Consider the following 18,391-nt stretch of genomic DNA (forward strand, 5'->3'; position numbering starts at 1 on the left):
CGAGTTCCCCTTCACTCGGATGCCGAACCCTCACAAGTCACGGGGGTATGCGCAATCCGTCACTCGGCGGGTTCTCGCCCTGTGAGCAGGGGCAAGCAGGGTGTGACACCGCTCACCCCCAGCTCCCAGTGTGGCCTCTTCAGCGTCTCCGGCGTCACCAACAGCCGGGTCTGCTCGGCCGGTTCACCCCTTCTGACCTGCCGGAACGTGCCATCCGGTCGGTAGCCGAGCTTGCGGCTGACGCCGTGCGAGGCGAGGTTGTCCCGGAACGCGCTCGACCGCGCCGCCACCGCGCCGAGGTGGTCGAACGCGAACAGCAGGACAGCGGCCCGCATCTCCGTGCCGATCCCCCGGCCCTGGTGCCGCAGCCCGATCCACGACCCGCTCTTGACCTCGCGCAGGACGGGGAAGTCGTCGGCGCCCAGCGCCTGCGTGCCGACCACCCGGCCGTCCAGGCGCACGATGAAGTTGAGCGTCCACCGCTGCGGCGAGAGCGTCGAGCGCGAGTGCCAGAAGTGCTGGAACGTGTTGAGGCCGAGCCGGTCGCGCGGCGCGTCGGTCCACTCCACGCCGAACGGCATCCGGTCGGGCGGGTGAACGCCGTCCAGCGCCACGTCCACCAGCTCGGCCAGGCCCTCGTCGTCGTCGGGGCGCAGGTCGAGGCGCGGCGTGCGCAGCACCAGGTCGCGGAAGGGCCAGGGGTCCATGCCCGTCGATGGTGACGGCCGCGCGTCCGCCGTGCGAGCGGATTACCGTCAGAGCCATGCGCGCGATCACCATTCGTGAACCCGGCGGACCCGACGTGCTGGCCTGGACGGAGGTTCGGGACCCCGAACCGGGACCGGGGGAGGTGCTGCTGGACGTCGCCGCGACCGCGGTGAACCGCGCCGACCTGCTGCAACGCCAGGGCCACTACCCGCCACCGAAGGGCACGTCGGAGTCCCCGGGCTTGGAGTGCTCGGGCACCGTCGCGGCGCTCGGCGAGGGCGTCACGGACTGGCGCGTCGGCGACGAGGTGTGCGCACTGCTGGCCGGCGGCGGCTACGCGGAACGAGTCGTCGTCCCGGCCGCTCAGCTCTTGCCGTTGCCCGAGGGCGTCGACCTGGTGACCGCCGCTTCGCTGCCCGAGGTCGCGTGCACGGTGTGGTCGAACGTGGTGATGGTCGCGGGCCTCCGGGAGGGCGAGACGTTCCTCGTGCACGGCGGGGCGGGCGGCATCGGCACGCACGCCATCCAGGTCGCCAAGGCCCTCGGTGCGCGGGTCGCCGTCACCGCCGGCTCGGCGGAGCGGTTGCGGCGCTGCGCCGAACTGGGCGCGGACGTGCTGGTGAACTACCGGGAGCAGGACTTCGTGGCCGAGGTCGGGCAGGCGGACGTCGTGCTGGACAACATGGGCGCGGCTTACCTCGGCCGGAACGTCGACGTCCTCGCGCCCGATGGCCGGCTGGTGATCATCGGCATGCAGGGCGGGGTCAAGGGCGAGCTGAACATCGGCAAGCTGCTGTCCAAGCGGGCGAGCGTGACCGGGACGGGCCTGCGGTTCCGGCCGGTCGACGGGCCGAACGGCAAGGGCCGCATCGTGGCCGAGGTGCGGGAGCACTTGTGGCCGTTGATCGCGGCGGGCCGGGTGAAGCCTGTCGTGCACGAGGTGCTGCCGATCGAGCGGGCCGGGGACGCTCATCGGGCTCTGGAGGACGGCGATGTGTTCGGGAAGCTCGTGCTGAAGGTGTGACCTGAGGTTCTCGAAAACCCGAAAAGAAAAAGACAAAAGATTAAAAGCGTCCGGCGAGGACGCTTTCAATCTTTAATCTTTGATCTTTCTCTCCCCCACCCCCCGACCCCGCCCCCGGCTCAGTCCAACGCCATCGCCGAAGCCAGGAACGTCCGAGGCGTCGTCCGGAACCGCAGGGCGAACTCCTCGGCCCACCGCACCAGCACGGTCTGCTCACCGGGCCGCTCCGCGTCGTCCACCAGCACCGCCGCACCAGGAGCGAGCACACCCCGCAACACCGGCAGCGCCGGATACCGCGCATCCCCCAACAACGGGCCGTCCACCAGCAGCAAGTCGACCAACCCGTACCGCTCCACGTACGCCGACACCTCGTCGTGCACGAGCTGGGGGTGGTACCACTGCGCGTTCCCGAGCGCCGCCGGATGAGGGGTCAACGGCGCGTGCACGACCCGCGCGACGTGCCCCAGCCCTTCGCGCCGCAACTGGCTGGCCACGAAAGCGGCCGTGCGCTCGTCGTGCTCGACGGACAGCAGGTGACCGAACCCGCGTCGGGCCAGCAACCGGGCCAGCACCACCGACGAAGCCCCGCAGCCGCACTCGACGAGCACGGTCCGCGAGCCGAGCAGCACCTCGTCGATCACCGCCGCCAGCGCGGCGGGACGCAGCTCGTGGGCGGTGTTGGGCAGGTACTCCGACATCAGGGGCGCGAGCCGGTGCAGTGCGGCGAGGTCGGCGAGCTCCCGTGACAGCAGGTCGTCCACCCAGCCCCCCGAACTCACCCCAGCTCGGCGACCGCCCGCACGAGCTCGTCCACTTCCACCGCGTTCGTGTAGTGCGCCAGGCCGACGCGGATCGCCCCGCCGACCTCGCCCACGCCCAGCACCGAGAACACGCCGTGCTGCCCCGAGTCGGCGAACGCGCACACGCCCCGGTCGGACAGGTGCTCGACGCCGTCGGTCGCCTTCACGCCGGCCACCGTGAACGCCAGCGCCGGCACCCGGCGCATGGCGTCGCCGATCACCATGACGTGACGGAGCGATCGCAGTTCGTTGATGAGATTAGCCAGAAGTCCGGCCTGATACGCCTTCACCGAACCCAGCGACGTGAGCACGCGCTCCCGCCGCGGGCCCACCGCGGCGTCGTCCAGACCGGCCAGGTACTCCACCGATGCCACCAGGCCGGCCAGCAGCGGGTAGGCGTGCGGGCCCAGTTCCAGGCGTTCGGGACCCCGCGCGCCGGGCTCGACGGCGACCGAGGGCAGCAGGTCGAGCATCGACGGGTCGCGGAACACGAGCGCGCCCACCGGGGGGCCACCCCAGTTGTTCGCCGAGACGGCGACCACGTCGGCGTCCATGGCGGTGATGTCGAGCGGCACGAACGGCGCGGCGGAGGAGGCGTCCACGACGACCAAAGCGTCCGTGCGGCGGGCGGCCTCGGCGATCTTGCGCAGGTCCGGCCGGGTGCCGACGGAGCCGGACGCGGCCGTCACGGCGACCAGCTTGCACTTGGGCGTGACCAGGTCGTCGTACTGCCAGGCGGGCAGCTCGCAGGTCTCGATGTCGACCTCGGCCCACCGCACCACGCTGCCGGTGCGCTGCGCGGCCCGCTGCCACGGCGCGATGTTGCCGGGGTGGTCCAGCCGCGACACCACGACCTCGTCGCCGAGGAACCAGCCCTCCGACAGCGCGTCGGCCAGCCGCTGGAGCAGCACAGCGGAGCTCGGGCCGAGCACGACGCCCGCCGGGTCGGCGCCGACGAGGTCGGCCACCGCCCGCCTGGCCGCGTCGACGATGGCCTCGGCGCGTTGCGAAGCCGGGAAGATGCCACCCGGCCCGGAGACGGGTGCGCGCAGCGCGGTGGAGACGGCCGTGGCCACCTGTTCGGGTACTTGCATCCCCGCGGGAGCGTCCAGGTGAACCCAGCCGTCGCCGAGCGCGGGGAACAGCCCACGGACCCGGGCGACGTCGAACGCCATGCCGCACACCGTACGGAGGACGCCGGCACGAGCGACAGCAGGGGCGGCGGGTTTGCCACCCGATCTGTGACCCGGTTCGGCGTTCGCCACCCGATCGGGCCAGGATGGGAGGCATGAGCGAGGCACCCCGAGGTGATCAGGTGGAGAACGAGCGGCACGTGGTCGTGGTCGGCCCGGACGGCACCCCGGTGGGTGCCGCCAGGGTTCCGGCCGGCGAGGACGGGGGCGGCCAGGACGTGACCGACCTGGTCGAGCAGCCGGCGAAGGTCATGCGCATCGGCACGATGATCAAGCAGTTGCTGGAGGAGGTCCGCGCGGCACCTCTCGACGAGGCCAGCCGCAACCGGCTCAAGGAGATCCACAAGCGGTCCATCGACGAGCTGGAGGACGGGCTCGCGCCGGAGCTGCGCGACGAGCTGGAACGGCTGTCGCTGCCGTTCACCGAGGAGGGCACGCCCTCCGACGCGGAGCTGCGGATCGCCCAGGCGCAGCTCGTGGGCTGGTTGGAGGGCCTGTTCCACGGCATCCAGACGGCCCTGTTCGCCCAGCAGATGGCAGCGCGCGTCCAGTTGGAGCAGATGCGCGGGCGCGCCCTGCCGGCCGGGTCCGGGCACGCCGACGGGGAGAGCGGTCCGCACATCCGGGGGACTGGTCAGTACTTGTAACGTTCCGGTGCGGCGGTGAGGTCGCGGGCTGGACAACGGGCACCGCGCTGCCCGACCGTGTTCACCGCCACACCCGCGAGAGGAGCCGTCAAGTGCTCGACAAAGTCCGGCACAGCCCACTCGTCGAAGAAGTCCGGAAGCGCGTGCGCGGCAAGATCTTCCGGGTCATCGACGACGTCGTGCGCCCCTACCACCGCGAGCAGGTCGAGCACATCGCCCGGCTCGAACGCCAGGTGGAGGAGCTGCGCAGACAGGCCGACCGGGCGGTCGACGCGACCATCCAGTACGAGGTCCGGGCCCGCCGCGACCTGGTGTTCGCGGGCGAGCAGGAGGCGGCCAAGCAGAGCGCCCGGTTCATCCGCGAGCACCTGCCGACCGCGCCGCACTTCGGCCACCCGCACGCGACGCTGGAGCACGCGCTGAGCCTGGTCGAGGCCGACGGCATGGCGCTGGAGTTCGGCGTCTACACCGGCGGCACGCTCAAGCTCATCGCCACCGCCTTCGACGGTCGCGGCGTGTACGGCTTCGACTCGTTCGAGGGCCTGCCCGAGGACTGGCGCAACGGCTTCCCGGCCGGCCTGTTCGGCATGGACGGCCTGCCCGACGTGGACGGCGCGGAGCTGGTCGTCGGCTGGTTCGACGACACCCTGCCCGGCTTCCTGGACGCCCACCCCGGCCCGGTGTCGTTCCTGCACGTCGACTGCGACCTGTACTCCTCCACCAGGACCGTGCTCGACCTCGTGGGCCCGCGGCTCGTGCCCGGCAGCGTGATCGTGTTCGACGAGTACTTCAACTACCCGGGGTGGCAGGAGCACGAGCACAAAGCCTGGTCCGAGTACGTCGAGCGCACCGGGATCGAGTTCGACTACTGCGGGTACACCTACGATCACGAACAGGTGATCATGAAGGTAACCGGGGTGCCGGAGGTCCCGCAGCAGGGGTGACCGCACCGTGACAGCCCGGCGACAGGGCCGCCACCCCGTCGCCGGTAGTCTCATCACTCGTGCAACCCACGAGTACGGTCGAGCGACCACCCGCTCCCCTGGCACCCAACTCGCGCACGTTCGCGCGCGCGTTCGCCGACGTGCGCGACGCCTGGCGGCAGCGGGAGCTGTGGGGCCACCTCGGGTGGCAGGACATCAAGCAGCGGTACCGCCGCTCCGTCATCGGTCCCCTGTGGATCACCATCTCCATGGGCACCACGGCGCTCGCGCTGGGCCTGCTGTACTCGCAGCTGTTCAACCAGCAGCTGAGCACGTTCCTGCCGTACGTCACGGCCGGGTTCATCATCTGGAACTTCATCCTCGGCGTGGTCACCGAGGGCACCGAGGTCTTCATCTCCAACGAGGGCCTGATCAAGCACCTGCCCGCGCCCATCACGGTGCACGTGCTGCGCATGGTGTGGCGGCAGGTGCTGTTCCTGCTGCACAACCTGGCCATCTACGTGATCGTCGTGGCGATCTTCTTCCCGACGCTCATCCACTCGTACCGGATGGAGGGGGACCCGGTGTCGCAGCCGGGTCTGTCCTGGACCGTGCTGCTGGCGATCCCCGGCTTCGCGCTGGTGGTGGTCAACGCGGTGTGGGTGGCCCTGCTGTTCGGCATCATCAGCACCCGCTTCCGCGACATCCCGCCGGTCATCAACAGCTTCATCAACCTGGTGTTCTTCATGACGCCGATCGTCTGGCACGTCGGTGTGCTCAACAAGGTCACCGACGGCGAGGGCAGCTGGCGCATCCTGATCGCCGAGCTGAACCCGATCTTCCACTTCGTCGAGATCGTCCGGGCGCCGATGCTGGGGCACACCCAGGACTGGCACCACTGGGTGGTGGTCGGCGCCTTCACCGTCGTCGGGTGGGCGCTGGCGCTCGTCGCCATGCGCAACTACCGTGCCCGCGTCTCCTACTGGGTCTGAGTGAGGCCGCAACACATCATGGTCAGCATCGACGTTTGGAACGCCTCGGTCGACTTCCCGATCTTCGACGCCAAGTCGAGGTCGCTGAAGAAGCTCGCGCTGGGCAAGGTCGGCGGCAAGATCGGCGCGGAGGGCCGCGTCCCGATAATCGAGGCGCTGCACGACATCAACATCTCGCTCAAGCACGGTGACCGGGTCGGCCTCGTCGGCCACAACGGCGCCGGCAAGTCGACGCTGCTGCGGCTGCTCGCGGGCATCTACGAGCCCACGCGGGGCAGCTCGCGCATCGTCGGCAAGGTCGCGCCCGTGTTCGACCTCGGCGTCGGCATGGACCCGGAGATCTCCGGGTACGAGAACATCATGATCCGCGGTCTGTTCCTCGGCATGAGCCGCAAGGAGATGGAGAAGCGGGTCGACGACATCGCCGAGTTCACCGAGCTGGGTGACTACCTGTCGATGCCGCTGCGCACGTACTCCACGGGTATGCGGGTGCGCCTGGCGCTCGGCGTGGTGACGTCGATCAACCCCGAGATCCTGCTGCTGGACGAGGGCATCGGCGCGGTCGACGCGGCGTTCCTGGCCAAGGCGCGGGACCGGCTGAACGACCTCGTCAAGCGGTCCGGCATGCTGGTGTTCGCCTCCCACTCCGACGACTTCCTGGTCGAGCTGTGCAACACGGCGATCTGGATGGACGAGGGGCATGTCAAGATGCACGGGTCTCTCCGCGAGGTGGTCACGGCCTACAAGGGCCGCGACCCCTACGAGCACCTGAGCGAGGAGACGCTGGAGCGGATCGGTCAGCCGACGGTGCTGAGCGGGAACGGTGGCGAGTAGGTGAGCGTGGTGGGCGCACTGCCGCAGGGTTCCGTCGTCGGTGTCGTGGTGACCCGGCACCGGCGGGAGCTGCTGGCCGACTCGTTGAAGGTCCTCGCGTCGCAGACCCGCCCGCTCGACCACCTGGTGGTCGTGGACAACGGGCCCGACCAGCCGGTGGACGACCTGGTCGCGCAGTGCCCGATCCCCACCACCTACCTCGCCTCGCACCGCAACCTCGGCGGCGCGGGCGGGTTCGCGCTGGGCATGCTGCACGCGCTGTCGCTGGGCGCGGACTGGCTGTGGCTGGCCGACGACGACGGCCGGCCAGCGGACGAGAACGTGCTGGCCGTGCTGCTGGAGGAGGCCCAGCGGCGCAAGCTGGCCGCGATCTCGCCGGTGGTGGCGAACATCGAGCGGCCGGAGAAGCTCGCGTTCCCGCTGCGGCGCGGCCTGACGTGGAAGCGGAACGCGTCCGAGCTGGGCACGGACTTCCTGCCGGGCATCGCGTCGCTGTTCAACGGCGCGCTGTTCAAGGCGTCCACGGTGGACGTCATCGGCGTGCCGGACTACCGGCTGTTCTTCCGCGGCGACGAGGTGGAGATCCACCGGCGGCTGGTGCGCACGGGCCTGCCGTTCGGCACGTCGCTGAAGGTCGCCTACCTGCACCCGGACGGGTCGGACGAGTTCAAGCCGATGCTCGGCGGCCGGTTCCACGCGCAGGACCCGGAGAACGCGGTCAAGCGCTACTACACCTACCGCAACCGCGGGTACCTGCTGTCGCAGCCGGGCATGCGCAAGCTGGGGCTGCTGGAGGCGTTCCGGTTCGGGCTGTACTTCATCGGCGTGCGGCGCGACCCGAAGGCGTTCCTGGAGTGGCTGAAGCTGGTGCGCCAGGGTCAGCGGGAACGCTTCTTCCGCAAGTGAGCCGTCCGGCCGGGAAGGTCTCCGGGACGGCGTTCAGCTTGACGCGGAATCGCTGACGGCGAACCCGTCTTGCCTGGTCACGCCGTCGCTGGTGGGCTGTGCGCCATGACTTCTGAAGCGCGTAAGACGACCCTGGTCCTGCACCTCGCCGCCAACCCCAACCCGATCTCCATCCGGGTCTCCCAGGACACCGCCGACGACCTCGGCCCACGGCTGATCCAGGTCGTGCGCAACGGCCACACCCAGGCCATCGCGACCGCCGACGGCAAGGACTTCGTGGTCAACTTCAGCCACGTCGTGGCCGCGCACTTCGCCTAGCCGCGTCGATCGTTGGCCGACCCCTCCACCGCCCGCGGGCACCAGGATCGATCATCGACGACCCGGCGTACTGACGACCAGAGTTTTGTGGCGCACAATAGCCGAGGTGCGTCTCAGGTTCAGCCAGTCCGCCCGCAAGCACCGCACCGGACGCGCGCACGCCTCGCACGTGATCAACAACTGCACTCCGACCGCCCTTCCAGTTGAGGACGGTGAAGATCCGAAAATCGTGTGGATGGGAGACGACCGGGGCGTGGGGCTCGAGATCGTGGGAGTCGACTACAGGCTGATGACGTGGTTCTCATCATCCACGTGATGCCCACCCACTACCGAGACCGCTAGCCCCGACCACGCACCGCACCAGAGGTGACCATCATGGTTCGTGAGTACAAGTTCGATGCCGACCAGGTGGGGGACGTCGACCTGGACCAGGAAGTCGTACTCGACGGCAAGGGGCGTCGGATCACCGAAGCACGTGCCGACGAAATGGCGCAGGAGGCCCTCGCCCGGGTCGGCCGCCCCTCTCTGTCCGCAGGCGGCAGCACGTCTCCCGAGGTCAAGGCGCGGGTACCCGCTCAGCTGAAAGAACGAGTCGAGCAGCTGGCGAGGGATCGACAGACCACGACCTCCACGGTGATCCGCGAGGCACTCGAGGAGTACCTCGCTCATCACTGACCGTGGTGGGTGGACCCGAACGGCCGGGCAGCGCTGTCACGGGCACCAAGCGGGTCCGACCGCTCAGCGCGAGGCCGCACTCTTGGCGAATGCCCCCTGACCAGCACGATCAGGGGTAAGTCAGTGGTTCTCGAAGACCTTGCGCCACTGCTCGGCCGACGTGAGGTCGGGCAGGGCGGCGCGGTACTGGGCGCGCAGGCGTGGCCACTCCTTGCCCAGGCGGCGGTAGTTGCGCACAGCGCGGGCCATCAGGGTGCGGAACTGCTCCGGGTCGCGCTTGTAGAACGCGACGCCCGTGCCGTCGGCCGTGGACACCGTGGCGCTGTCCAGGTTGCCCAGCAGGAACCAGCGGGCGTTCAGGGCGGGCACGTTGAGCTGGGGGCGGTCGCTCGCGGCCGGCTGGGGCGGGCGCAGGTTGTGCAGGACGGACTTCGCCGCGCGCACCGCGATCGTCGCCTTGCTCTTCGACGGCTGCAGCAGCGCCTCGGCGCGCACCAGGTCGAACGTCGGCGGCGGGAACTCGCGGGCCGACTCCAGGCGCCGGGCGTCGCTGTACTCCTCGCGCATCGACCGCACCATCGGCAGCGCCGTGCGCAGCGAGTCGAACAGGCCCGCCGGGCCGTCGAGGAAGTCCTCGATCGCCTTCTGCTGCAACGCCACCGTGGAGTACTCCATGGACAGCAGGTGCCGCAGGGACAGCTTCAGCCCGTGCTTCACGATCCCGTTGCGCACGTCGTACGGGCTGTGCAGCGCGGCCAGCACCAGCCGGTTGCGCGTGTGGAAGTAAGCCTGCCAGTCGGTCGAGTCGTTCTTGTCCGTCCACGGCATGTGCCACACCGCCGAACCGGGCAGCGACACGGTCGGGAACCCGTGCTCCAGCGCCCGCAGCGAGTACTCGGCGTCGTCCCACTTGATGAACAGCGGCAGCGGGTAGCCGGTGCGCTCCACCACCTCGCGGGGGAACAGGCACATCCACCAGCCGTTGTAGGTGGCGTCCACGCGGGGGTGCAGCTCGGGCGTCTCGCGCAGCGACGACGTGGCGAAGTCGTGGTCGGTCACCGCGCCGGGCGCGGCCCGCCAGAAGCACGTGCCCAGGTCCACGATCTCCGCGGTGCTGTGGATCCGGGTCCTGGCCTGCAGGTTCAGCATGTGGCTGCCGACCACGACCGGCGACGCCGCGGCGCGCGCGAACGCGTTGGACCGCAGCACGGCCTCCGGCTCCAGCCGGATGTCGTCGTCCATGAGCATGACCTGGTCGGCGTCGGTGTGCTCGATCGCCTCGAACATGCCCCGGGTGAACCCGCCGGAGCCGCCCAGGTTGTCCTGCTCGACGACCTCCAGCCGGTCGCCCAGCCCGGCCGCGGCCTCGGCGAAGCCGGGCACCGAGCGGACCTTCACCGCGCCCTGGTCGGCCACGAAGACGTTGCTGACGACGTCGAGCACGGCCGGGTCGCTGCCCAGCGCCCGCAACGCCTCCACCGCGTCGTGCGGGCGCATGGTGGTGATGCTGACCGCGACCTTCTTCGCGGGCAGCGGCGACCGCACGGCCCACTCCGCGTCCCGGATCTCCAGCGGCGACTCGTGCGTGAACGCGTCGAACCAGATCAGCCCGCCGTCCTCGAACGGCCGCAGCGACACCGGGAACTCCAGCGCCGTCCAGTCCGCCGCGTCCCGGACGAACGACCCCTCCAGGTGCACGACGTCGCCGCTGGGCTTGGAGCGGTACACGTCGACCCGGCCGGAGCCGCGCACGCTCATCCGCAGCACGACCTCGTCGACGACCGTCCACCGCTTCCAGTAGCTGGCCGGGAACGCGTTGAAGTACGTCGCGAACGACACCTTGGCGTGCTCGGGCACGGTCAGCGCGCGGCGGGACTCGACCTGGCAGTGCACGTTCTGCGGCTCGTCCAGGTACATCGGCCGCACGTCGAGCGGGTCGTCGTCCCGGGGCAGGATGATCCGGTGCACTGCGTCCACTGAAGGTCCCTCGGTGAGATGCGCGTGGGGAAGACGGGACAAGGAAGCGGGGCGACCGCTCAGGGCCGCCCCGCCGGGGTCGATCAGAGGTCGTACAACCGCTGCCAGTTCTCGCGGCTGGTCAGCTCGCCCATCGCGTCGCGATAAGCGCGCTGCATCTCCGGGGCGCGCTGGTACAGCTCCTTGAGCAGCTTGGTGCCCTGCTTGCCCAGCCGGATCGCGAGCTCGCGGTCGCGCCGCCGGACCCGCACGCCCTCCTGGGACGCGTCGGTGACCACGGCGGTGTTGAACAGCGACACGTGCCACCAGGCCGAGTCGCCCGCGGCCACCGCGCCGACGTCGTGCACGCTGCGGCCGAGCAGCTGGTTGACCACGCGCTTGGCCAGCACCGGCGCGAACAGGCGCGGCGCGGGCGGCGCGGTGATCAGCGGCAGGTCGCCGGACGCGATGCCGGGCACCTCCGACGCCGGGTGCTTGACCGTCTCGGGGAACTCGGCGCGCAGCTTGCGGATCTCCGCCGCCGCCTCGACACCGCCGTCACGCAGCACGCCGGGGCCCTTGAGGAAGTCCTCGATGGCCTTGAGCTGGGTCGCCGCCAGGCCGTACTGCATGGCGACCAGGTAGGTGGCGAGCTGGCCCGCCATGGACCGGCAGATCCGCTTCGGGTCGAACTGGCTGTGCAGCGCCGAGGTGATCAGGGCGTTGCGCAGGTTGAAGTACCGGTGCCAGTCGTCCCAGTCCTTCCAGTGGAAGTCGGCGTGCCACACGCCCGCGCCGGGCAGCGTGACCGTGGCGAACCCGTGGGCCCGCGCGCGGTAGCCGTACTCGATGTCGTCCCACTGGAAGAACAGCGGCAGCGGGTAGCCGATCGCCTTGACGATCTCCGACGGGATCAGGCACGACCACCAGCCGTTGTAGCCCGCGTCGACCCGGCGGTCCTGCACGTTGCGCTTGCCGGTCTCCTCGTCGTACCCGGTGAGGTCGGCGTCGTGCAGCGCACCCTCCACGACCTGGCCGGGGGCCAGCGTGTCGAGGTTGGCGTACTCCGCGCCCACGTGCAGGTGGTTCGGGTGCAGCAGGTACAGCATCTGGCCGCCGACGATGACCGGCTGCGCGGTGCGGTTGGCGAACGCGGTCGTGCGGACCACGATCTCCGGCTCGCACAGCACGTCGTCGTCCATGAAGAGCACGTTGGCGTGCTCGGCGTGGTCGACCTCCATGACCTCGTACAGGCCGCGGGTGAAGCCGCCCGCGCCGCCGAGGTTGGGCTGCCGGATGTAGCGCAGCTTGTCGCCCAGCGCGGCGGCGACCTCGGCGAACCGGGGCCGCGACTCGACCGGGTCGCTGCCCTGGTCGACCACGTACACCGCGTCGACCAGGCCCAGCGGCTCGGAGTCGGACGCCAGGGCCGCCATCGTGTTGAGGCAGTCCTCGACCCGGTTGAACGTGCAGATCACGATCGCGGTCGGCCTCACCCGCTTGGGCGGCGCGACGGTCCACCGGGGGTGCTCGACGACCAGTTCACCCTCGCCGGTGACGACGTCGAACCACAGCGCGCCGCCGTCGGTGAACTTGTCGATCTTGGCCGTCATGGTGACGACCCGGCCCTTCGCGTCCGACACCTGCTCGGCGACGATGGTCCGGGTCTCGCCCTCCGCGTCGGAGGCGACGATCGAGACCGTGCCCGAACCGGTCAGGGTCAGGCTCAGCTCCACCTCGGGGCTGACGCACCACCGCTGCCAGTAGGTGGCCGGGAACCGGCCGAAGTAGGTGTTCATCGACACCGCCGCGTGCGGGTGCACGACCAGGCGGTGCCGCTCGCGGTCGGCGATGCCCTGGGAGATCTCGGCGTAGAGGTCCTCCGAGACGATCTGCGACGGCCCGGCGAACAGGCCGCGCTGCGCCAGCAGTTTCTCCGGAGCCTCGTGCTCGACGAGGGTGGAGTTGCCCGACATAACCGAATCAGTCCTCCAGCGAACCGTCCAGCGCCCGACCGGAGGCCAGGTGCGGGGCGATCTTGTTGTCGAACACGCTCAGCGCGGAACCGATCGCCATGTGCATGTCCAGGTACTTGTAGGTGCCCAGTCGGCCACCGAAGATGACGTTACGCTCGGCCGCCTCCGCGCGCGCGAGTTCGCGGTAGCGCTCCAGCTTGGCCCGGTCCTCGGCGGTGTTGATGGGGTAGTACGGCTCGTCGTCCTTCTCCGCCGCCCGCGAGAACTCCCGCACGATGACGGTCTTGTCCGACGGGTACTCGCGCTCCGGGTGGAAGTGCCGGAACTCGTGGATGCGGGTGTACGGGAACTCGGCGTCGTTGTAGTTCATCACCGGCGTGCCCTGGAAGTCGCCGACCGGCAGGACCTCCTGCTCGAAGTCCAGCGTGCGCCAGCCCAGCCAGCCCTCGCTGTAGTCGAAGTAGCGGTCCAGCGGCCCGGTGTAGACCACGGGGGTGCCGGCCGGGATCTCGTCGCGGACGTCGAAGAAGTCGGTGTTCAGCCGCACCTCGATGTTCGGGTGGTCGGCCATCTTCTCCAGCCACGCGGTGTACCCGTCGACGGGCAGGCCCTCGTAGGTGTCGTTGAAGTACCGGTTGTCGAAGGTGTAGCGCACCGGCAGGCGGCTGATGACCGCCGCGGGCAGCTCCTTCGGGTCGGTCTGCCACTGCTTGGCGGTGTAGTCGCGCACGAACGCCTCGTACAGCGGGCGGCCGATGAGCGAGATCGCCTTCTCCTCCAGGTTCTTCGCGTCCTTGGAGTCGAACTCGGCGGCCTGCTCGGCGACCCAGGCGCGGGCTTCCTCCGGGCTCAGGTAGCGGCCGAGGAACTGCGAGATCAGGCCGAGGCCCATCGGGAACTGGTATGCCTGACCGGCGTGCATCGCGAACACCCGGTGCTGGTACCCGGTGAACTCGGTGAACTGGTTGACGTAGTCCCACACCCGCTTGTTGGAGGTGTGGAACAGGTGCGCGCCGTACCGGTGCACCTCGATGCCCGTCTCGGGCTCGGGCTCGGAGTAGGCGTTGCCGCCGATGTGCGCACGGCGTTCCAGCACGAGCACGCGCTTGTCGAGCTGGGAGGCGGTCCGTTCGGCGACCGTCAGGCCGAAGAACCCGGAACCGACGACGATCAGGTCAAATCCAGCGAAGCTCACAGCAGTCGAGGGTACGGCAGTGACCGGATGCGACCGCCCACACCCCATGGGGTGAATCCTGCACACCGACGGGTCGATACGCTCAACGACCGGCCGCCGCCGCGGCGCCTTCGAGGACGTTCTCCTGACCTTCGATTTCGTAAATCACCGAATCGGCGTTGCGGAACACCTCGGTGAAACCGGCCGTGCGGTCGAGGCCGACGAACCCGGGCGCGACGCGGTTCTCCTTGCGCACGAAGCCCCGGCCGACGATGACGTAGCGCACCTTCAGCTCGGTCAGGTCCTCGCGCACCCGGGGGTCGGTGTTGAGCTTGTTCAGGTTCTTGACCAGGTAGTTGCTCGGCGTGCCCGCGGGGGTGCCGTAGAACGTCCACTCGACCGGCTCGACCCCGGCCATCGCGTACAGCCAGCCGCTGCCGTCGAACACGTCGTTCATCACCCGCTCGCCGGGCCGGACCCGCTCGGCCAGCCACCGGTAAGCCTCCAGCTCGCCGTCGCTGACCGTCGGCCCGTTCTGGTAGTTCCCGGCCAGGCGGGCGCTGTTGCGCCCGATGTACGCGCCGCTGACCAGGCCGATGAGCAGGAAGAACACCACGCTGACCGCGACCGGCGCCCACGGCGTGCGCCCCAGGGCGGGCACCTTGTCCCGGTACCGGTCGACCACCCACGTGCCGAACGCCACCACGGCCACGCCGAAGCCGATGGCGCCGGGCAGCGGCAGCATCACCGCGAGCCGCCAGTGGTCGTTGTAGAAGTAGCCGGTCAGCCGCTGGATGATCGCGCCCTCCAGCGACACGGTCACCGCGTACAGCCCGCCGAACGCGAGCCACACGCCGACCATCCACACCATGAGCCGCCGCTTGGCCATGACGACCACGCCGAACAGCGCGGGCAGGCCGATCCACCACTGCGGGAAGTCGACCACGCCGGAGAACGTCAGCATCTGCCCGAACGCGCCGGCGGGCGTGGCCTCCGACGGCCACACCATCGCGGCCACGCCCTCGGCCGAGCGCATGGACGGCAGGATCAGCGGCACGGCCACCGCCACGCCCAGCACGCCCAGCACGACCAGGCCCGGCAACGCGCGCTTCCACTCGATCGGCACGAGCCGGACCAGGCAGGCCAGGAAGATGACGCCGAGCAGGCCGGCGAGGATGAACGCGAGGCTGGGTTGCAGGCCGACCAGCGCCGCCGCCGACACCGCGACGGCGACCGGGCCGGTGATGCCGCGCGGCCGGATCAGGTACGTGACCAGGGCGAGCACGGCGGGCAGCAGGGCGATGCCGGCGACGTAGGGCCACAGCGGGCCCCGCCACAGCGAGTCGTAGGGGAACGGCGAGAACCACGTGGACACGGCGGCGGCCGGGGCGACCATCCGCGCGGGCAGCTTCCAGGCCAGGCCCATCGCGGCGATGCCGACCGGCCACACCAGCACGGTGCTCAGCGCGCCGGAGTTGAGCAGCTGCGGCAGCGTGACGCCGAACTGGTCGAGCAGCAGCGCCAGCAGCTGGTGGTAGGTGGCCGGGTAGAAGTAGTCCGCGTTCTCGGGCTGGTTGCCGATCGCGCCCGCGGTCGACACCAGGGACGTGTGGTGCTCGGCCAGCCAGCGCACGAGGTTGCCGTGGTGGGGCGCGTCCCAGTCCTGGGCGAGGCGGTTGAGGCTGCTGATGCCGCGCAGGAACGTGACCGCGCCGACCGCGAGGCCGATCGCGACGCCCGCGCCGACCACCAGGTGGCCCCGGCGCGACACGCGCGGCTCGTCGTCGTCGACCCGGGCGGGCCACCGGCGCTGGACCAGCGTGGTGACGGCGAACAGCACGGCCGACGCCACCAGCGTCCACACGCCGAACGTGACCAGGGTCCACGAGAAGCCGAGCTCGCCCAGCAGCAGTCCGCCGATCGCGACCAGGCCGTAGGTGAGCGCGGGCGCCGCGGCGGCCAGCACCCACCCCCGCAGCCGGACGGCCGCACCGAACACCAGGCCAGGCACCCACAGCAGCAACAGCACGAGCAGTACGGCACTCATCGCGTCAGCAACCCGATCACTTGGCGTAGGAGCGGGTCCCCGTCCCGCCGCGACCGCAGACTACCCGCGCCGGCCTCACCAGCGGCGGTGGGCCACTTGCACGCCCAGCCACGCGGCGTGCCGGGCGGCGACGCCGAGCCCGCTCACGCCGATGCGCCTGGCCAGCGCCTGCTTGGACCGCCGCAGCAGCTTCGTGTGGGGTCCCATGAGCGCGCCGCGGCTGTACTGGCCGGGGTGCACGCGGTAGCCGACCAGCTCCTCGGGCAGCACGTCGCCGTCCGCGCGCGCCATCACGCGCAGCCACAGGTCGTAGTCCTCCAGCCGCACCAGGCGCGGGTCGAAGCCGCCGACCTGCGCCGCCAGCTCCTTGCGGACCACGATCGTGGACGTGATGAGGCAGTTGTAGAGGAGCATGGTGCGCGCGACCTCGGGCCCGATGGCCGAGTGCATCTCGCCCACGACCTGCCCGTCCGGGTCGATCTGCCGGGCCCACGCGCCGACCAGGCCGAGGCCGGGCCGCTGCTCCAGCACGGCGACCTGGTGCTCCAGGCGCTGCGGCATGCACAGGTCGTCGGCGTCGAGGAACGCCACCAGGTCGTGCTCGGCCGCGTCCAGCCCGATGTTGCGGCCGACGGCGGGCCCGCTGCGCGGCTCGGGCGTGAGGTGCACCTGGACCCGGTCGGCGGGCAGGGTGCGCGCCGCGGCCCGGTTCTGCTCGCACTCGCCGTCGAGGACGAGCACGACCTCCCAGTCCTGGTGGGTCTGCTCGGCGACCGAGCGCAGCGTCCCGGGGAGGAAGTCCGCCCGGGGCGCGCACGGGATCACCACGGAGACCGGCGATGGCATGGGGTTCTCCTGCTGCGGGGTGGGATCGGCCGACGCCGTACAGTAAGGCCCGCTCCGGCACCCCAGGACACCTGGCACCGATGAGCGCCCGACACCCCCCGCAAGAAGAGGACATCCGTGACGGCGGCGAACAGATCACGGCTCGACGGTCTGCGCGCACTGGCCGGCACGGCGGTGCGCCAGTCGGCCGTCACCCTCGACCAGCTGGTGTTCAGCGCGATCACCTTCGCCGTGCAGCTGATCGCCGCGCCGGTCTCGACCGACGCCGAGTACGGCGTGTTCTCGCTGGTCGCGATCGTGCAGATCGGGCAGTGGTACCTGGGCCGGGCGCTCGCGGCGGAGCCGCTGCTGGTGTCGAAGGTCGTCCCGGACGGTGACGCGCGCGGTGTGCGCGGCGCGGCGGCGACGTCGTTGCTGCTCGGCGTCGCGATCGGCCTGGTGTGCCTGGTCGTGGGTCTGCTGATGGACGGGCCGGCCAGGACGTTGCTGCTGATCCAGGCGCTGGCCTCGCCGTTCACGGCGGTGCTCGACCACGGCCGGTACGTCTCGTACGCGCGGCAGCGGCCGTTGCGGGCGCTGGCGCTGGACGGGTCGTGGCTGGCGGTGTTCCTGGGCGCGGTGGGCGTGACCGTGCTCGTCGGCGAACTGGACGCGTCGTCCACCTACTTGCTGTGGGCGTTGAGCGCGGTGCCCGTGGCGGCGGTCTGCGCGTGGCTGACCGGCGGGCCGTTCGCGGTCGGCGCGGTGCGCGACTGGCTGCGCGACCGGCGCGCGCTGCTGCCCGGGTTCCTCATCGACGCCGTCTACCTCACCGCGGGCACCTGGGCCACGTTCGGCGTCACCGCGTGGGTGGTCGGCCTGGACGGGCTCGGCGTGCTGCGCAAGGCGCTGGTCCCCGTGACCGCGCTCACCGTGCTGTTCATCGGCATCAGCAACGCCCTGCTCGCACACCTGGCGGGCCGGTCCGCGCGCGAGGTCGTCCGGGCGCCGATGCTCGTCTCCGGGCTCGCCGCCGTGGTCAGCCTGGTGTTCGCGGGCCTGGCCCTGATCGCGCCCGCCGACCTGCTCACCGCCGCGCTCGGCACGCCGTGGGAGGGCCTGCGACCGGTCGTGCTGCTGCTCCTGGCGTACGCGTTCCTGCTGGCCACGGCCCAGACGGCGCTCGTCGCGGCCAAGGCGAGCGGCCGGGCCTGGCTGGGTCCGCGGGTGCGCACCGTCCAGTTCGTCACCGAGATCGCCCTGGTGGCCGGTCTGGGCCTCCTGCTGGGCGTCATGGGCGTCGCCCTGGGCATGGCCCTGGCGTGGCTGACCGCCGCCGCACTGGCCTGGGGCGGCCTGCTCGGACAACGGGAAAGGGCCTAGATTCTTGGCC

At 70.6% G+C, this 18,391-nt stretch carries 18 protein-coding genes; 10 read left to right on the forward strand and 8 right to left on the reverse strand.

What is annotated here, in order from left to right:
- Window positions 1–59 precede the first annotated feature (59 nt).
- Window positions 60–707 carry a GNAT family N-acetyltransferase gene (locus tag ACIQMJ_RS04375; protein WP_499759560.1) on the reverse strand — a complete coding sequence of 216 codons (648 nt, stop codon included), beginning with the start codon at window positions 705–707 and terminating at the stop codon, window positions 60–62.
- Window positions 708–763: 56 nt separating this feature from the next.
- Between ACIQMJ_RS04375 and ACIQMJ_RS04380 the strand changes: the two genes are divergently transcribed.
- Window positions 764–1,732 (forward strand): NAD(P)H-quinone oxidoreductase, encoded by a 969-nt coding sequence (locus tag ACIQMJ_RS04380; RefSeq protein WP_499759561.1) that lies wholly within the window; start codon window positions 764–766, stop codon window positions 1,730–1,732.
- Window positions 1,733–1,851: 119 nt separating this feature from the next.
- Here the strand turns inward: ACIQMJ_RS04380 and ACIQMJ_RS04385 are convergent, their stop codons facing one another.
- Together ACIQMJ_RS04385 and ACIQMJ_RS04390 are read right to left on the reverse strand one after the other, a co-directional pair.
- Window positions 1,852–2,511 (reverse strand): class I SAM-dependent methyltransferase, encoded by a 660-nt coding sequence (locus ACIQMJ_RS04385; protein WP_499759562.1) that lies wholly within the window; start codon window positions 2,509–2,511, stop codon window positions 1,852–1,854.
- Window positions 2,508–3,707 carry a cysteine desulfurase-like protein gene (locus ACIQMJ_RS04390; protein ID WP_499759563.1) on the reverse strand — a complete coding sequence of 400 codons (1,200 nt, stop codon included), beginning with the start codon at window positions 3,705–3,707 and terminating at the stop codon, window positions 2,508–2,510. The genes ACIQMJ_RS04385 and ACIQMJ_RS04390 overlap by 4 nt, the downstream gene beginning before the upstream one ends.
- Window positions 3,708–3,820: 113 nt before the next feature.
- Between ACIQMJ_RS04390 and ACIQMJ_RS04395 the strand changes: the two genes are divergently transcribed.
- The 8 genes from ACIQMJ_RS04395 (at window position 3,821) to ACIQMJ_RS04430 (ending at window position 9,020) form a co-directional block, all read left to right on the forward strand.
- Entirely contained in the window at window positions 3,821–4,372 is a 552-nt protein-coding gene (locus tag ACIQMJ_RS04395; RefSeq protein ID WP_499759564.1) for a bacterial proteasome activator family protein, read from the forward strand.
- 92 nt (window positions 4,373–4,464) lie between these two features.
- Entirely contained in the window at window positions 4,465–5,316 is an 852-nt protein-coding gene (locus tag ACIQMJ_RS04400; RefSeq protein ID WP_499759565.1) for a class I SAM-dependent methyltransferase, read from the forward strand.
- 59 nt (window positions 5,317–5,375) lie between these two features.
- The gene (wzm, locus tag ACIQMJ_RS04405) at window positions 5,376–6,287 is read left to right on the forward strand and encodes a galactan export ABC transporter permease subunit Wzm/RfbD (protein ID WP_499759566.1); all 912 of its coding nucleotides are present in this window, start codon (window positions 5,376–5,378) and stop codon (window positions 6,285–6,287) included.
- An 18-nt stretch (window positions 6,288–6,305) separates the two neighbouring features.
- The gene (gene wzt, locus ACIQMJ_RS04410; RefSeq protein WP_499759567.1) at window positions 6,306–7,121 is read left to right on the forward strand and encodes a galactan export ABC transporter ATP-binding subunit Wzt/RfbE; all 816 of its coding nucleotides are present in this window, start codon (window positions 6,306–6,308) and stop codon (window positions 7,119–7,121) included.
- 9 nt (window positions 7,122–7,130) lie between these two features.
- Window positions 7,131–8,027 carry a galactofuranosyltransferase GlfT1 gene (glfT1, locus tag ACIQMJ_RS04415; RefSeq protein WP_499760243.1) on the forward strand — a complete coding sequence of 299 codons (897 nt, stop codon included), beginning with the start codon at window positions 7,131–7,133 and terminating at the stop codon, window positions 8,025–8,027.
- A 105-nt stretch (window positions 8,028–8,132) separates the two neighbouring features.
- Window positions 8,133–8,345 (forward strand): hypothetical protein, encoded by a 213-nt coding sequence (locus ACIQMJ_RS04420; protein WP_499759568.1) that lies wholly within the window; start codon window positions 8,133–8,135, stop codon window positions 8,343–8,345.
- A gap of 106 nt (window positions 8,346–8,451) precedes the next feature.
- Window positions 8,452–8,661, forward strand: a complete 210-nt coding sequence (locus tag ACIQMJ_RS04425; RefSeq protein WP_499759569.1) for a hypothetical protein — start codon at window positions 8,452–8,454, stop codon at window positions 8,659–8,661.
- Between the two features lie 59 nt (window positions 8,662–8,720).
- The gene (locus tag ACIQMJ_RS04430; protein WP_499760244.1) at window positions 8,721–9,020 is read left to right on the forward strand and encodes a ribbon-helix-helix protein, CopG family; all 300 of its coding nucleotides are present in this window, start codon (window positions 8,721–8,723) and stop codon (window positions 9,018–9,020) included.
- A gap of 120 nt (window positions 9,021–9,140) precedes the next feature.
- On the opposite strand, the gene ACIQMJ_RS04435 is transcribed toward ACIQMJ_RS04430, so the two are convergent.
- The 5 genes from ACIQMJ_RS04435 to ACIQMJ_RS04455 all read right to left on the reverse strand — a co-directional run bounded on the left by ACIQMJ_RS04435 (window position 9,141) and on the right by ACIQMJ_RS04455 (window position 17,019).
- Window positions 9,141–10,997 (reverse strand): glycosyltransferase, encoded by a 1,857-nt coding sequence (locus ACIQMJ_RS04435; RefSeq protein WP_499759570.1) that lies wholly within the window; start codon window positions 10,995–10,997, stop codon window positions 9,141–9,143.
- Between the two features lie 83 nt (window positions 10,998–11,080).
- Window positions 11,081–12,952 carry a glycosyltransferase gene (locus ACIQMJ_RS04440; protein ID WP_499759571.1) on the reverse strand — a complete coding sequence of 624 codons (1,872 nt, stop codon included), beginning with the start codon at window positions 12,950–12,952 and terminating at the stop codon, window positions 11,081–11,083.
- Window positions 12,953–12,959: 7 nt separating this feature from the next.
- Window positions 12,960–14,195, reverse strand: coding sequence for a UDP-galactopyranose mutase (gene glf / locus ACIQMJ_RS04445; RefSeq protein ID WP_499759572.1), 1,236 nt, complete (start codon window positions 14,193–14,195; stop codon window positions 12,960–12,962).
- A 34-nt stretch (window positions 14,196–14,229) separates the two neighbouring features.
- The gene (locus ACIQMJ_RS04450) at window positions 14,230–16,173 is read right to left on the reverse strand and encodes a DUF6541 family protein (RefSeq protein WP_499759573.1); all 1,944 of its coding nucleotides are present in this window, start codon (window positions 16,171–16,173) and stop codon (window positions 14,230–14,232) included.
- A gap of 75 nt (window positions 16,174–16,248) precedes the next feature.
- On the reverse strand, window positions 16,249–17,019 hold the full coding sequence (locus ACIQMJ_RS04455; RefSeq protein WP_499759574.1) for a glycosyltransferase family A protein: 771 nt from the start codon (window positions 17,017–17,019) through the stop codon (window positions 16,249–16,251).
- 117 nt (window positions 17,020–17,136) lie between these two features.
- Here ACIQMJ_RS04455 and ACIQMJ_RS04460 point away from each other — a divergent pair, with 117 nt between their 5' ends.
- Window positions 17,137–18,381 carry an MATE family efflux transporter gene (locus tag ACIQMJ_RS04460; protein ID WP_499759575.1) on the forward strand — a complete coding sequence of 415 codons (1,245 nt, stop codon included), beginning with the start codon at window positions 17,137–17,139 and terminating at the stop codon, window positions 18,379–18,381.
- Window positions 18,382–18,391: the final 10 nt, after the last annotated feature.

This window comes from Actinosynnema sp. NPDC091369 (assembly GCF_044757065.1).
GTDB lineage: Bacteria > Actinomycetota > Actinomycetes > Mycobacteriales > Pseudonocardiaceae > Actinosynnema.